This is a genomic window from Joostella sp. CR20 (assembly GCF_038433465.1).
In the GTDB taxonomy this organism is placed as follows: domain Bacteria; phylum Bacteroidota; class Bacteroidia; order Flavobacteriales; family Flavobacteriaceae; genus Galbibacter.
This window is the reverse complement of record NZ_JAESVF010000005.1, coordinates 20,829-36,584: the sequence shown is the minus strand read 5'-3', so window position 1 is coordinate 36,584 and position 15,756 is coordinate 20,829. Positions and strand designations below refer to the sequence as shown.

The 15,756-nt window shown below is 35.8% G+C and carries 12 protein-coding genes and 2 tRNA genes; 2 read left to right on the top strand and 12 right to left on the bottom strand.

The annotated features are described in order from the left end of the window. The 4 genes from pdhA to porV all read right to left on the bottom strand — a co-directional run bounded on the left by pdhA (position 1) and on the right by porV (position 4,010). Complete coding sequence (pdhA, locus tag JMA43_RS08340) at positions 1 to 999, bottom strand: pyruvate dehydrogenase (acetyl-transferring) E1 component subunit alpha (RefSeq protein ID WP_342156040.1); 999 nt, start codon at positions 997 to 999, stop codon at positions 1 to 3. Positions 1,000 to 1,157: 158 nt separating this feature from the next. After that, positions 1,158 to 1,649 carry a cytidine deaminase gene (gene cdd, locus JMA43_RS08335; RefSeq protein ID WP_342156039.1) on the bottom strand — a complete coding sequence of 164 codons (492 nt, stop codon included), beginning with the start codon at positions 1,647 to 1,649 and terminating at the stop codon, positions 1,158 to 1,160. Between the two features lie 241 nt (positions 1,650 to 1,890). Next, positions 1,891 to 2,784, bottom strand: a complete 894-nt coding sequence (locus JMA43_RS08330) for a hypothetical protein (protein WP_342156038.1) — start codon at positions 2,782 to 2,784, stop codon at positions 1,891 to 1,893. A 71-nt stretch (positions 2,785 to 2,855) separates the two neighbouring features. After that, on the bottom strand, positions 2,856 to 4,010 hold the full coding sequence (porV, locus tag JMA43_RS08325) for a type IX secretion system outer membrane channel protein PorV (protein WP_342156037.1): 1,155 nt from the start codon (positions 4,008 to 4,010) through the stop codon (positions 2,856 to 2,858). Between the two features lie 365 nt (positions 4,011 to 4,375). Here porV and gldJ point away from each other — a divergent pair, with 365 nt between their 5' ends. Together gldJ and JMA43_RS08315 are read left to right on the top strand one after the other, a co-directional pair. Then, positions 4,376 to 6,025 carry a gliding motility lipoprotein GldJ gene (gldJ, locus tag JMA43_RS08320; RefSeq protein ID WP_342156036.1) on the top strand — a complete coding sequence of 550 codons (1,650 nt, stop codon included), beginning with the start codon at positions 4,376 to 4,378 and terminating at the stop codon, positions 6,023 to 6,025. A gap of 68 nt (positions 6,026 to 6,093) precedes the next feature. Continuing rightward, complete coding sequence (locus JMA43_RS08315) at positions 6,094 to 7,371, top strand: UDP-N-acetylmuramoyl-tripeptide--D-alanyl-D-alanine ligase (RefSeq protein ID WP_342156035.1); 1,278 nt, start codon at positions 6,094 to 6,096, stop codon at positions 7,369 to 7,371. A gap of 300 nt (positions 7,372 to 7,671) precedes the next feature. On the opposite strand, the gene JMA43_RS08310 is transcribed toward JMA43_RS08315, so the two are convergent. From JMA43_RS08310 to nhaD, 8 genes are all read right to left on the bottom strand, one after another. Then, a complete protein-coding gene (locus JMA43_RS08310; RefSeq protein WP_342156034.1) occupies positions 7,672 to 10,305 on the bottom strand; it encodes an MGH1-like glycoside hydrolase domain-containing protein in 2,634 nt (877 codons plus the stop codon). A gap of 294 nt (positions 10,306 to 10,599) precedes the next feature. Then, positions 10,600 to 10,677: transfer RNA gene (locus JMA43_RS08305), tRNA-Val, on the bottom strand. 62 nt (positions 10,678 to 10,739) lie between these two features. Next, positions 10,740 to 10,817, bottom strand: a tRNA-Val gene (locus tag JMA43_RS08300). Between the two features lie 69 nt (positions 10,818 to 10,886). Then, positions 10,887 to 12,095, bottom strand: coding sequence for a bifunctional folylpolyglutamate synthase/dihydrofolate synthase (locus tag JMA43_RS08295; protein ID WP_342156033.1), 1,209 nt, complete (start codon positions 12,093 to 12,095; stop codon positions 10,887 to 10,889). A 35-nt stretch (positions 12,096 to 12,130) separates the two neighbouring features. Continuing rightward, positions 12,131 to 13,027 carry an energy transducer TonB gene (locus JMA43_RS08290; RefSeq protein ID WP_342156032.1) on the bottom strand — a complete coding sequence of 299 codons (897 nt, stop codon included), beginning with the start codon at positions 13,025 to 13,027 and terminating at the stop codon, positions 12,131 to 12,133. A gap of 1 nt (position 13,028) precedes the next feature. Next, the gene (locus JMA43_RS08285) at positions 13,029 to 13,415 is read right to left on the bottom strand and encodes an ExbD/TolR family protein (protein ID WP_342156031.1); all 387 of its coding nucleotides are present in this window, start codon (positions 13,413 to 13,415) and stop codon (positions 13,029 to 13,031) included. A gap of 216 nt (positions 13,416 to 13,631) precedes the next feature. Next, positions 13,632 to 14,321, bottom strand: coding sequence for a MotA/TolQ/ExbB proton channel family protein (locus tag JMA43_RS08280; protein WP_342156030.1), 690 nt, complete (start codon positions 14,319 to 14,321; stop codon positions 13,632 to 13,634). A 56-nt stretch (positions 14,322 to 14,377) separates the two neighbouring features. Further along, complete coding sequence (nhaD, locus tag JMA43_RS08275) at positions 14,378 to 15,742, bottom strand: sodium:proton antiporter NhaD (RefSeq protein WP_342156029.1); 1,365 nt, start codon at positions 15,740 to 15,742, stop codon at positions 14,378 to 14,380. Positions 15,743 to 15,756: the final 14 nt, after the last annotated feature.

Here is a 15,756-nt window from a genome sequence, read left to right as displayed (position 1 = left end):
TTAAAGTTTATGCGGTAAAAATGGATAATCTTCTTGATCGTAAACTACATCGTACATTACATTCTTTTCTGGGAAATCAGATTCCTCAGCAAATTTCTCACATTCTTTCACTAAGTCTTTTACTCTTTTATCGATTGCTGAGATATCTTTATCCGTAGCATACTTTTTGTCTAAAAGAATATCTTTCACCTGAGTAATCGGGTCAATTTTTTTGTATTCTTCTACCTCTTCTTTTGTACGATAGTGTTGTGCATCAGACATTGAGTGTCCTCTGTATCGGTATGTTTTCATTTCTAAGAAAGTTGGACCTCCACCAGAACGGGCTCTTTCTACAGCTTCGTGTACTGCTTCTGCAACTTTTACTGGATTCATCCCGTCTACAGGACCACATGGCATATCAAAACCAAGTCCGAGTTTCCAAATTTCTTGCTCTTTAGATGTTCTTGCTACTGAAGTTCCCATCGCGTACCCGTTGTTTTCACAAATAAATACAACTGGTAAATTCCAAAGCATTGCTAGGTTGAAAGTTTCGTGTAACGAACCTTGACGCACAGCACCATCTCCCATATAACAAAGTGTTACTCCGTCTCTTTTGAAAAATTTATCTGCAAATGCAAGTCCAGCTCCTAGAGGAATTTGCCCTCCAACGATACCATGACCACCATAAAAGTTGTGCTCTTTAGAAAAAATATGCATCGACCCTCCTAAACCTTGAGAGGTTCCAGTTCCTTTTCCGTAAAGCTCTGCCATTACTCTTCGTGGGTCTACACCCATCCCGATTGGCTGAACGTGATTACGGTATGCTGTAATTAATTTATCTTTCTTTGGATCGATAGCGTGCAAAGTACCTGCCAACACAGCTTCCTGCCCATTGTAAAGGTGAAGAAAACCTCTTACCTTTTGTTGTATGTAAACCGCTGCCAGCTTATCTTCAAACTTTCTCCAAAATAGCATGTCTTCATACCATTTCAAGTAAACTTCTTTTGTAACTTTTTTCATCTATATTATCTTTTTGCCAAAATTTACGCATTTGCATAAAAATCTTTCACACAAAAGAACAACCTCAATCTTTAAGGTTGATTTTTTTTATGCAATACAAAAGTAGCGTTTTCAATAAAAGTGTAAAAATGAAAAACTGCTTTTATAAAAGATTTTTGTTAAATATTGTTCAAAGTTGCTTTTCCGAAGGTAAGCGGTAGTAATTCTTGCACAGAATCTGCTTTTACAACTTTTCCTGTTTCGCCCATAAAATATAGCTCTATAGGCTGTTTTAAATTTTCTTCGTACTCGTACATCGACTGTCGGCACGCACCACAAGGAGGAATTGGCGTTACTACATTAAAAGTATCTGAAGATGCCGAAATTGCCATTCGCTTAATCGGAATATTAGGATATATGGCTCCTGCTTGAAAAATTGCCACACGCTCGGCACACAAACCTGAAGGGTAAACTGCATTTTCTTGATTGTTTCCAACCACAATAGCTCCGTTTTCTAACTCCAAAGCTGCTCCTACTCTAAATTTTGAATAAGGTGCGTATGCATTTTTTCTTGCCTGAACAGCTTTTTTCATTAACGATGCTACTTCAGTTGGCAATTCATCTAAAGTATCAAAAACAGTTAAGGTTGATTTTATTTCGAGTTTTTTCATTGAAAATTTTTAAATGGATAGTTTTACTTCAGTTTAAAAAACTAAAAATTTTTACTACTGAATATATACTACCAAAATACAATATTTATCAAACAATAGCGAATTACAGGCTCGGCTATGCGTAGTTGCGTGGGTTAGCGATTAACCTTACAAGTACACACCAAGCTGAAAATCCTCGCGAATTTTCAGAAGTAGGCGAGAACGAACAATTACTTATTGCCATTGTTGTGCGTAGTTATTTTTAATATTCAATTCTTTGTCCATTTTCAATAGATGCGATAACTCTGTTTACGACAGAATTGGTTATTCTAATGTCTCCGTCCTGATTAATTTTTCGATTTTGTGTCATTTCGACTTCTATCGAAAATTTATTAGAAAAGTGAATATCTCCATTCAGAACCTGAGATTTAAAATTAAAGTCATCCATTAAAAAAGTTATAATTTCATTGTTATAAAACCCTTTCCATCTAAATTTTCCTCTTTTGATAGCTGGGGAAATTACATCTATCACTGCATTTTCAGTTTCGAGTTTAGGAAGATCATCCGATTTTAAAATAAATTTAGAAAATTCTCTTTTAGGGATTTTTCTCGGGTTTCCAATTGGTTTTTCATCTTCGTAACGTATAACCTCTACAGAATCAACTTTCTGATAGCTGTTTAGTTTCTTGTATAAATTCGATTTTCTCCAAGAGATTTTATAATTCTTGTTAACAAGCTCGACCGAATCAATAACTTTTTTTTGGTCTAATTCATCGTCATCTTGTATAAATTCTAGATTAAGTTTTTCTAATTCCTTTCTTTTAATTTCATTGTCAAGTTGTAGATTTTCGATTTGCAATTTTGTTAATTCTTTATTTTCTACTGGGAATCTAGAAATAATAATTGCTGCGACACTTACAATTAGTGTGATTTGAACTGAGTTTTTTCCAAGAAATTTCCATGTTTCTTTAAAACCTCCTTCTTCTGTTGGAAAAGATTCTAACTTAAGTTCTAATCCTAAACTATTTGCAATTTCTTTATAGATTAAGAGAATTTCTTTTTCACATTCATTTCTAATTATAGAATCAATAGTGTGACTATCGTCTCTGAAATAATAGTGAAATTGAAGTCTATTTGATTTTTCTATTAATTCCATCTCATTGGTTGGTCATAATTAAGCACAACATTATTATTTGATGCAACTTGAACACTATTAAGTGATGTTGATTAATTGTAATAATCGTCTCCGAAGTTAAATGTAAGTGAGAATCGAAGTGTGTTTTCTAATGGGTTTCGCACTCTCGATGTTGAAAATAAATAAGATAAATCGATTGTAGCTGCTTTGTATTTAAACCCTGCTCCCAATGAGAAAAACTTACGAGAACCCTTATCTACGTTTTCATTAAAATACCCTGTACGCAATGAAAATGCATCGTTATAAACATACTCGGCTCCAAAAGCCCAAACAATCTCTTTTAACTCTTCGCTAAAGCCATCGGGCGCATCTCCAAAAGAAGTAAACATCCCTGTAAAAAAGCTCTCATTGTAATAATCGTCTTGTGTATTTATTTCGCCATCTCCATTAGAGTCACTTGGTGTTGGCACCAATAATTTATTAAACTCTAAATTCAACGACAATACATTAACAGGATCAAAAATAAAATCGAACCCTCCACCAAGTTTTAAATTTGTAGGCAAACTACTTTGGCGACTGTCGTCTTCATCATATTTTAACTTCGGACCAATATTCGAAATATTAAATGCTCCTTTCCAAACACCATTAAAGTCTTCATATGCAATTTCTCTAGACTGATAATATCCTGCCACATCAACTGCAAAGGTACTTGCCGCAGTACCATCGGTAGTTTCATCTTGATATTTTAAATCTGAACGGATAAACCTTCCTGCAACTGCCATCGAATAAGTTTCGCTCAATTTTAATGAATACGATGCATCAAGTGCCAATTCACTCGGACGAACAATGGTTGGAGGCGCACCCATTTGCGCTTCACTTTCAGTAATAAATTCTATATCTCCAAGTCCAAAATACCGCAAACTAGCTGCCCAAGCACTACGCTCGTTAATTCTGCTATAAAAAGTAGCATTCAACAAAGCAATATCGTTTACAAGATTGGTTAAATATGGTGTATAACTCAACCCAATTCCATATTGTTTTTCAGTAAAAGCATATTTAGCAGGATTCCATTGTTGCGAAAAAACATCTGGCGAAGTTGTAGCTCCAACATCACCCATCCCAGCAGAACGCGCATCTGCAGCAACGGTTAAAAAAGGCACTGCCGTTGTAATTACTCTAGACTGCTCTTGAGCCTTAAGCATGGGAGTTACAAACAACAGACTTAAAAGTAAAAGATTTAATTTCATTTAATTTTGGGTTGAATAATAAAACAAATATACTTTTTTATTGTGTCAGCACAAATGTTATACACAAACATAACATTATGCAATTAACGTATTATTAAGAAAAAACGTGTGTGAAAAATAGAATTTTTATAAAAAAAATTCTACATAATTAAATTTTAAGTCTCATAAATCGCTTAAAATTAACTTTCGAACACAAGCTTACAGAATAAAATTTACTTAAAAATAATAAAATCCACATTTAGTCGTTTTTACAACAGCGCAGAGAAGTTTGACAACATTACAGACACAATTTTTATGAAAAAAATTGAATTGAAACACTTAATTGCTATATTGCACACTTATTTAAGACAACTCAAATCTTAACTATGAAGAAGTATTTTTTTAATCCATATGTATTATGCTTATTGGCGTTTGCGAGTTTTACTAGTTGTAGCAAAAACTCAAAAAACACCTCTAGAGCCACAGGCTGGGAAATAAACTCCAACGACGGTGGTTTTCAGTACAATACTAATTTCAAAGAACAAGAAACCGCCCCAGGACTTGTATTTATTGAAGGAGGAACCTTTACAAGAGGTAAAGTTCAAGACGACGTAATGCACGATTGGAACAACACACCTACACAACAACACGTGCAATCGTTCTACATGGACGAAACCGAGGTAACGAACAAGATGTACATGGAGTACCTTGATTACCTTAAAAGCGTTTACCCTCCAGACGATCCTGCCTATGCAAACATTTACAAAGGAGCACTCCCAGACACACTCGTTTGGAGAAACCGACTTGGGTATAACGAGGTTATGACCAATAACTACCTTAGACATCCAGCTTATGCTGAATATCCTGTTGTTGGTGTTAACTGGGTTCAAGCTGTACAGTTTTCTGAATGGAGAACCGACAGAGTTAACGAACTTATGCTTGAGAGAGAAGGTTACCTTGCAAAAAACAGTAAATACGCAGCTGTAAACGGAGAAGTTGAAGGAACTTTTAGTACCGAAACATATCTAAACACTCCGGAAGACACTTATTCTGGTCAAATCGGGAATTTACAAGGCGATAAAGTCGGAAACGACGATGGCACAAATATCTACGCAAAACGTTCAAGCGGAGTTATTATGCCTGCCTACAGACTTCCAACAGAAACTGAGTGGGAATATGCAGCAACTGCAATTGTAGGAACTAGAGAATACAACAACTACAGAGGTAGAAAAAAATATCCTTGGGAAGGTGAATACACCCGTTCAGGAAAAAGAAAAAACCGTGGTGATCAATTAGCTAACTTCAAACAAGGTAGAGGAGATTACGGTGGTATCGCAGGATGGTCTGACGATAGTGCCGATATTACTGCTGAAGTAAAATCGTACCCTCCAAACGATTGGGGATTATACGACATGGCTGGAAACGTTGCCGAGTGGGTTGCCGATGTGTATCGACCAATTGTTGATGACGAAGCAAACGACTTTAACTATTACCGCGGAAACGTTTACATGAAAACTTCTATCGGAGAAGATGGAAAAGTTAGAATTGTAGGACGCGACGGAATTAAATACGACACTTTAAGTAACGGACGTATTGTTGCTAGAGATCTTCCAGGAGAAATTGCAATGATTCCAATTGACGAAGACGACACATACCTTAGAACCAACTTTGATACAAGCGACAACAGAGACTACAGAGATGGTGACAAAGGCTCAACAAGATATTACGATATGTTTAGCGATGACGCTGAGCAAGACGATACTAAAAGAATGTACAATGCTCCTAAAAACAAAATCATTAGAGATTCTTTAGGAAACATTATCAAACAAATTGACGACTCCAACTCAAGAACTACACTTGTTAGTGACGAGGTTAGAGTTTACAAAGGAGGTTCTTGGAAAGACAGAGCTTATTGGTTAGACCCAGCGCAAAGAAGATACATGCCTCAGTACATGGCTACAGACTACATTGGGTTTAGATGTGCTATGTCGAGAGTTGGATCGAAAGCTAAAGAAAAGAAAACTCCTAGAAACTAGATTTTCTTTCAAAAATATTTACTCAAAAAGCTCTGAAAATTTCAGAGCTTTTTTTATACATTTATTTTATGAAAATTGAAGCACTACACAACATATATCTTACAACCGAAGGTATTGTAACCGACACTCGAAAAATCAAAGAAAACACACTCTTTTTTGCGCTTAAAGGAGACAATTTTAATGGCAACACTTTTGCTGAAGAAGCCCTAAAAAAAGGAGCTTCATTTGCAGTTGTAGATGAAGAAAAGTTTCAAACTTCAGAAAATATTATCCTTGTTGAAAATTGTTTAGACACCCTTCAGCAATTAGCAAAATACCACCGAGAATACTTAAACATTCCAATAATTTCCCTCACAGGAAGTAACGGAAAAACTACCACAAAAGAACTCATCAATGCAGTGCTTTCAAAAAAATTTAAAACTGTCGCCACTCAAGGAAATTTAAACAACCACATCGGAGTGCCACTAACACTTTTGTCGATGGATAAAACTACCGAAATTGGAGTTGTTGAAATGGGCGCAAATCATTTAAAAGAAATTGAAAGCTTATGCAATATCGCACATCCAAACTATGGTTATATTACCAATTTCGGGAAAGCACATCTCGAAGGTTTTGGGGGTGTTGAAGGTGTAATAAAAGGAAAAAGCGAACTCTACAATCACCTGATAAAATCAGATAAAACTATATTTTATAATGCAGATGACAGTATTCAAACTGAAAAATTAAGCGGATACAAACACAAAGTAGGTTTTAGCCAAAAAGAAAACACAGATTATCAAATTAAGCTTCAAAGCGCTGATCCGTTTGTCACTATTTCTTACAATGACACAAACATTCAATCAAACCTAATTGGCACATATAATTTCACTAATATCGCCATCGCAATAACTATCGGGACTTATTTTGATATTCCTACGGAAGCTATTAAAGATGCAATCGAAAACTATAAACCAACCAATAACCGCTCACAAATAATAACCTCCAAGAAACACGAAATTATTTTAGACGCCTACAACGCCAACCCTTCGAGTATGAAAGTAGCCTTAGAAAATTTCAGTCAGTTAAACACCGAAGGTAAAGTTGTAATTCTTGGTGATATGTTTGAACTTGGAAATGAAGCAACACGAGAACACCAAAACATAGCTTCTTTAGCTGAAAATTTAAACTTCGACTTGACACTTTTAGTTGGTGAAAATTTCTTCAAAACAACCACAAAATCGCAAAAACTAAAAACCTTTAACGATTTAAAAACATACATCGAAAACAATAATATTCAGCAAAAAAACATTTTAATAAAGGGCTCAAGAGGAATGGCGCTTGAAAGGATTCTTGAATCTTTGGAATAACTTCAGCACAATATCGATGAATTTAAATATTTGTATATCAATTATTTAACAATACTTTCATTTTTGTCTTGACACAAAAACGAAACAAAAAAGTCAAGACTGATTTAAAAAGCATCAAAAAAATCTACGGAAACATCCTCCACAGATAAAAAGAACTCGCTACGCTCAAACAGCTTTTTATCTTTCACCCAACACAGCTTCCTTGATTTTCAATACTTTTTAAATAGGTCAATTTCATTACAAATTCATCATTCTTACATCAAACTCACTTTAGAATAATATTTTAAAATAAAATCGATACTAAGAAACCTCATCAATTAAATTAGCAACTAGGCTCGTCCACCCTGTTTGATGCGAAGCTCCCAAACCGCGACCGTTATCGCCGTCAAAGTATTCGTAAAACAAAATCAAGTCTTTATAATCATCCGTTTTGTAAACCTCTGGATGATTCGCATTTATAGGTCTTTGTCCGTTTTCATCCATCTCAAACATTTTTATGAGGCGCTCGCTTAGATTTCTTATAATTTCTGACAACTCTTGTTTCTTACCACTTCCGGTAGGGAATTCAAAAGTCAGGCTTCCTAAATTATGACTTTGATATTCTTTTAATGCCTGAATAAAAAGGAAGTTTAGAGGCATCCAAATCGGACCTCTCCAATTCGAGTTTCCTCCAAAAAGATGCACCGTAGATTCTCCCGATTCGTAATTTATAGAATAATCGATATTATCAATTTTAATGTGATAAGACGTTTGATGTGCCTTGGATAAAGAACGAATTCCGTATTCACTTAAAAATTCGTTTTCATCTAAAAAACTCTTCATCAAAATCAGTAACCGATCTTGTGGCACCAACGAAAGCAACAAATCTTCCCCCTCTACAAACGATTGAATTACCGGATATTTCAACGTTTTTCTACGGTATTTTTTAAACCAATTCACACTGTATTGAAACTTTGGCAACTTCTGTAAAACCTCTTTTTTAATATTCAGCACTGCAGTCATAGAAAGTAAACCAGCAATAGAACGCACTTTAATAGGTGTAGATTCGCCAGTTGGCAATGTCAATCTATCGTAGAAAAAACCTTCTTCTTCATCCCAAGTCCCTTCGTTATTGATGCTTAAATTATTAAGCGCTTCAGCAATAAAAACAAAATGACCGAAATATTTTATCGCCATGTCTTCAAAAGCATCGTCGTGCATAGCTATTTCCAAGCTAATCTCTAGCATGCTCAAACTGTAAAGCGCCATCCAAGAAGTACCATCAACTTGCTCCAACTTTCCATTTCCGGGCACTCCGTAACTTCTATCAAAGACCCCAATATTATCGAGTCCTAAAAATCCGCCTTCAAAAATATTATTGTTGTTACTATCCAATTGATTAACCCACCACGTAAAGTTTAGCGCCAATTTGTTAAGCATGCGTTTTAAAAACTTTACATCGCCAGCCCCTTTTTGCTCTTTTTCTATTTGATAAACTTTCATTGAAGCCCAAGCTTGCACTGGCGGATTTACATCGCTAAACGACCATTCGTAAGCAGGAATCTGCCCGTTTGGCGCCATATACCATTCTCTGGTAAACAAAATAAGTTGCTCTTTGGCAAAATCAGGGTCAATTTTAGCGAGTGACACACAGTGAAAAGCAGAATCCCATGCCGCATACCAAGGATATTCCCACTTATCGGGCATTGATAAAATATCGTGATTTCGAAGTGTTTTCCAATTACTATTTCGCCCCGAAAGTCTTTCTACGGGTGGTATTGAAACATCCGAATCGCCTTTCAACCAAGTCTCCACTTCGTAGTTATAATATTGTTTTGTCCATAACAACCCCGCATATGCCTGACGCTGAATCGACTTTCGCTCACTGGTATTTCCCTTTGTAATTTCATTGTAAAACTCGTCGCATTCTTTTCTTCGGAAGGCAAACAATTGATCAAAAGAACTATCAAACGGACTTACAAGTTTTGTAGCAGACAATCGAAGTTGAATGACCTTCTCCTCCCCCGGATTGAAATTCAATTTATAAACCGGAGCGAATTTAGTGCCTTCGCTTTTAGATGTTGGCAGAGAAATATCACCTTCGATTAATGCTTTATGAAATAAATCCTTCTTAAACGGGTGATCATTCTTTCGGAGATAAACCGCTTCTTCATTGGTTTCATTTTCAGTAAAAAAAAGCATATCTGGTTTATCAAAATACATATAATAATCGCCTACATAACTATGCGATATCGACACAAAAGATTGATCGTTTTGTATTTCTTTTTTAATCGTAGGTTTTTCATTCATCCCTACAAAACTCCAATGATTCCGCATCCAAAGCGTTGGCAACAAATGTAAGGGTGCTTTGTTTTTACTTTTATTATTAACGGTAATTTTTATCAGCAAATCTTCATTATCTGCTTTAGCATACTCAGTAACAACATCAAAATAATTCCCATTTTTAAAGGCATCGGTATCCAAAATTTCGTATTCCAAATCATTCAAACCCCGCTTTCGGTTTTCACTTACCACTTTATCATAAGGAAATTTAGTTTGCGGGTACTTATATAAATGCTTCATATACGAATGCGTCGGAGTATTCTCAAGGTAATAATAAAGCTCTTTTACATCCTCCCCATGATTTCCTTCTGGGCCGGTTAAACCAAACAAGCGTTCTTTTAAAATTGCATCGGCTCCGTTCCACAAAGTAACTCCAAAGCAAATATTACAATAGCGGTCGGAAATTCCTGCAATTCCATCTTCACCCCAACGGTATGCTCTACTTCGCGCATGATCGTGTGTAAAATAGCCCCAAGCATTACCGTGCTTACTGTAATCTTCGCGAACAGTTCCCCATTGGCGCTCGCTTAAATACGGCCCCCATTTTAACCAATCTACTTTTTCTGAATATTGATCTTCAATTCGTTGATGCTCTTTTGTTTTTACCGCCATAATACATTATTCTTATTATTATCTGAGCTTGAGATAAATTCACTTTATTAGTTCATAAAACTATTTACACTTTCATTTTTGTCTTGACACAAAAACGAAACCTAAAAGTTAATACTACTCTAAAAATATTAAATATAACCGACAGCAAGCTATCGATCAGAATATAAAATAGTTACGTAGCCTATTTTTTAATAAAAATGAAAAAATAAGGAGAAAAATATAGCGAATTACATAAAATGAAGTGAAAAATAAGAATAAAAAAAAGTCATTCAATTTAAACTGAATGACTTTTCTTGGTGGGCGATACTGGATTCGAACCAGTGACCCCCTGCTTGTAAGGCAGGTGCTCTGAACCAACTGAGCTAATCGCCCTTAAATTGCATCAAGAAATGAAAGTTTTTATAAAAAAAGACTTCCTCAAGGAAGCCTAAAATTGGTGGGCGATACTGGATTCGAACCAGTGACCCCCTGCTTGTAAGGCAGGTGCTCTGAACCAACTGAGCTAATCGCCCTTCATTTGCTTGATTGCGGTTGCAAATATAGAACAGTTTTTGTTTTCCGCAAAGAAAAAATAACTTTTTTTAAACGATTTCTGCAACCACAAAAGTACTTCCGCCAACATAGATAAAATCGGTTTCCGAAGCAGCTTTTCTAGCAGCACTCAAAGCTTCTGAAACAGAACTAAATACAGCTCCTTCTAAAGAAAACTCCTTTGCTTTTTCAGATAAAACTTCTGCATCTAAGCCTCTTGAAATTTCTGGTTTACAAAAATAATATGTAGCATTTTTAGGTAGTAAAGGCAAAATATCTTCAATCTTTTTATCTTTTACAAACCCTAAAACCATGTGTAACTTATCAAACTGTTGTTTTGCAATTTGGTTTACAACTATAGAAAGTCCTTCTTTATTATGTGCAGTATCACAAATTACCATTGGATTTTCATCGAGTTGCTGCCACCTTCCCATGAGTCCAGTGTTCTTAACTACACTTTTTAATCCGTTTACAATATCGTTTTCTGAAACTGTAAATCCGTTTAAAAGCTTAATCGTTTCAACAACTGCTTTCATGTTTTTTTGCTGATAATCACCTAGAAGGTCACTCTGATAATCATATTCTTTATCCGCAGCTAAAAGTATTGTTGTATTATTTTCTTTGGCAACCTCTTCAAAAACCGGATACGTTTCAGCATTAAATTCACTAACGACTACAGGTATTTCCTTCTTAATAATCCCTGCCTTTTCCCAAGCTATTTTCGGAAGTGTGTCGCCCAACATATCGGTATGATCAAAACCTATATTGGTAATTACAGAAACTTCTGGAGTAATTATATTCGTAGAATCGTAGCGCCCTCCTAAACCTACCTCAACAACAGCAATATCTACTTCTTCATCAGAAAAAAACTGAAAAGCCATTCCAACTGTCATTTCAAAAAAGGAAAGATTATTAGCCTCAAAAAAAGGCTTGTTCTCCTCTATAAAATCTACTACGTAAGTTTCGGAAATTGGTGATCCGTTAATCTTTATGCGCTCTCTAAAATCTTTTAAATGCGGTGAAGTGTACAAGCCAACTTTATAGCCAGCTTCCTGTAATATCGATGCCAACATATGACTCGTAGAACCCTTTCCGTTAGTTCCAGCAACATGAATAGATTTAAAATTTCGTTCAGGAAAATCTAGATGTTTTGCTAAGGCTAACGTATTGGTGAGTTTTGGTTTAAAAGCCGATTGCCCCTGTTTTTGATACATAGGCAATTGCGCAAACATCCAATCGAGTGTTTGTTGGTACGACATTTATAAATGAGTTTAATTAAATGTATAAAGAATAACTATTCGCCAAGCTTAAAGTTTACCACAACAAAACCAATTTGTCTTGAAGGCGCATTTGCATCGGCATTCCATTTGTACGAACGAGCAGTTTTACTAGCCGCATCTTTTAAACATGGCGCTGTGTTAGTAGTTCCTTTTACGCCAGGAGTCGCATTAATAACTTTCCCTGTGCGGTCTACTTCGATTTTTACAACAACTGTTCCAGACTCATTACAGTCTTGCACAAACTTTTCTCCAGAAACCAAACTTCTTCCGTTGAGTCCGTAGCCAACACCACCAGAACCTGTTCCTGCTCCGCCGTAATAACTTGTAGCATACGGATCGCCGTCTGGTTGCCCTTTATCTCCTGCTTTGTTATCGTTTCCTTCGCCACCCGTTGCTGTTCCGTCGGAACTATTGAGTCCGCCCATCATAGCATCGAGTTTTTTCTTTTTCTCCTCTTGCTCCTTTTTAACACGCTCGGCTTCCGCGATACGCTCTCGCTCTAATCTTTCTGCTTCGGCTTGTGCTTTTTTCTTGGCTTCAGCTTCGGCTTTCTTTTTAGCTTCTTCCGCTTTCTGCTTTTTAATTACAACCGACTCTTCGTTGTTTTGCGTCACCACATCTTCCACCTTAGCTTTAACAGGTTCGCTAGGTGCCGTGGGAGTTGGAGGTGTTGTTTCTACAGGAGTTTCTTTTTCCACAGGCTTTTCAACCGGAGTGCTTTTTATTTTTTCTTTTGGCTGCACGTTACCACTTCCAAAATCTGTAGTTCCGAAGTTTACTGCAATACCGCTTTCTATTGGAGGATCTAAATATGTCATTCCGATATAAAACATCAGAAATAACAATAACGTTAACAAAACTGTTGTTAACGTAAAAGACTTTTTTTTATGTCGAGTATCTAGAAAAGACATTTTATTTTGGTCTTACTGCCAAGATTACTTTGTAGTTATTTTGATTGGCGATATCCATAATATTAACTGCGTTATCGATAGGAACACTCTTTTCGGCACGCAATATAATTGTAGGTTTTTCTACGTCTTTCAATCTTCGTTTTAACTCTGTTTCTACAAACTCTGGTTTTACTTTTACATTGTCTACATAAATATCGAGGTCTTTGTTGATACTTACAGAAACGTTTTGTGTGTTTGTAGATTTCCCTTTTGCCTTTGGCAATAATAAGTCTAAGGCATTTGGCGAATTTGAGGTAAGCATAAAGAATACTAAGAGTAGAAAAACAATATCGGTCATGGAACTCATACTGAATTCTGGCGATACTTTATTTCTTCCTTTTAATTTCATCTTTAGTGTTTTTTTCTTTTCTGAATAGCTTCAGAAGAATTTTTAAGAACAGTTTTTTCAGTAGAAAGAAACTGCCTAAAAAGCTTAACTTTTGTCAAACTGAGCTTAACTCAACTTCATGTCATTTTAAGAAAAATCACTTTAAAAATTGTGACAAATAAATTAAAACGACGCTTTTTAAAACTTTTTAGACAGTCTTTTTATTAACTGAAAGTACTACATAGGCTCATCGAGTAGATCTAAAAACTCTACTGCGTTTGCCTCCATATTGTGCACTACTTTATCTGTTTTTACTACCAAATGGTTATAGCCAATGTAAGCGATAATTCCAACAACCAAACCTGCAACCGTAGTTGTCATGGCGGTATAGATACCACTTGCCAACTGTCCCATTTCTGCTTGTCCGCCACTTGTTGCCATTTGATGGAAAGCTATAATCATCCCGATTACGGTTCCTAAAAACCCAATCATTGGAGCTGCTCCAGCAACAGTTGCCAAAATACTTACATTCTTTTCGAGTTTATACACCTCTAAAGTTCCTGCATTTTCGATAGCTTTATTAATGTCTTCCAAAGGTTTTCCAATTCTTGCAATTCCTTTTTCAGTTAATCTAGCTACAGGCGAATCTGTTTGCGCGCAAAGCACTTTAGCAGCTTCTAACTTCCCGTTAGAAACATGGTCTTTTATCTGGTGCATAAAATTTTTATCTATTTGTGAAGCTGCTTTTATAGCAAACAAACGCTCAAAATAAATGTACAATGCAACAAATAACAAAACAAAAAGTATGGTTATAATAATGATACTTCCTGTACCACCATTTAATATTAAATCTATAACCGACAGTGTTTTTTCTTCTGAAAGAACCTCTTCAGCTACCTCTTGGGTTGCTTCTTGAAATAATATCATATTAATTATAATAGCTTATTTAGATTTGGTTTTATAACGGTAATCTGTACGTAAAATTATACGTCAAGTACAAAATTTCTTAACAACACAAAGATTGCTGCTCCAGATAAAAACCCGATTAATGCTAACCAAGCTATTTTCTTTAAGTACCAGAAAAAGTCGATTTTTTCCATCCCCATTGCTACAACTCCAGCTGCAGAACCAATAATCAACATACTTCCTCCTGTACCAGCAGAGTATGCAATAAAGTGCCAAACTGGATCGTCCATACCAACAGAGAACATCCCCATACTGGCTGCTACCAACGGTACGTTATCGATTACTGCTGAACCTGCTCCTAAAATAAGCACCACTAAGTCTGATACTTTTTCTCCAGCAGACTCGGTACCTAACATTGGCATTGCTGCATCTAATTTTTCAGCAAAATGAAATAACATTCCTAAAGATTCTAAAGCTGCAACAGCCATTAAAATTCCTAAGAAGAATAAAATACTTGGCAACTCAATTCTCGCTAAAGAATGGTGCACAGGACTGTGGTGTCCTTGAAAATCTCCACTATCTTCATTTACTCCAGAAAGTGCAAACTTTTTGTTACTATAAATTTCAGCAAAAGTTGCAACTACTGCCAACGAAAGCATCATTCCAACATAAGGAGGTAAGTGCGTTACTGTTTTGAAAAGTGGAACAAAAACAATCATTCCCAATCCTAAATACAACATAATAGTTCCGTATTTAGACTTGCTTCCTTCATCGGTAAAATCACCTTCTATATCACCTTTAAATATTTTTAATCTAGATGCAATTAAAACAGGAACAACCATACAGAAAATAGACGGAATCAATACGTGTTCTACTAATAAACCTGCAGAAACTTTGTGTCCAATCCACAACATAGTAGTGGTTACATCACCAATTGGAGACCAAGCTCCACCTGCATTTGCAGCGATAATGATAATACCTGCAAACCAAAGTCTTAACTCTTTATCTTTAAGTACTTTTTGCAGAATTGTAATCAGTACAATTGTAGCTGTTAAGTTGTCGATAATTGCTGAAAGCACAAAAGCAAGAATACTGAAAATCCATAATAATTTTCGCTTACTTCTAGCCTTGATATAACCTTTAATAGTAGCAAATCCATCGAAGTAATCGATGATTTCAACAATGGTCATTGCTCCTAAAAGGAACACCAAAATTTCGGCGGTTTTACCTAGATGATGCAATAAAATTTCATCTATATGTGTCGCTTCAAGCTCTTTAAGCTCGGCATTAACTTCAAAAACATCCATGTGTGTTAATGCAATGATAGCCCATAAAAGTGCCATCATCCCTAAAGCGGGAATCAATTTGTCAATTTTTAAGTTGTGTTCTAGGGTGATTGCCAAATAACCAAGAACGAATACAATAATAATTAATGTCTCCATAGGATAGTGTTAGT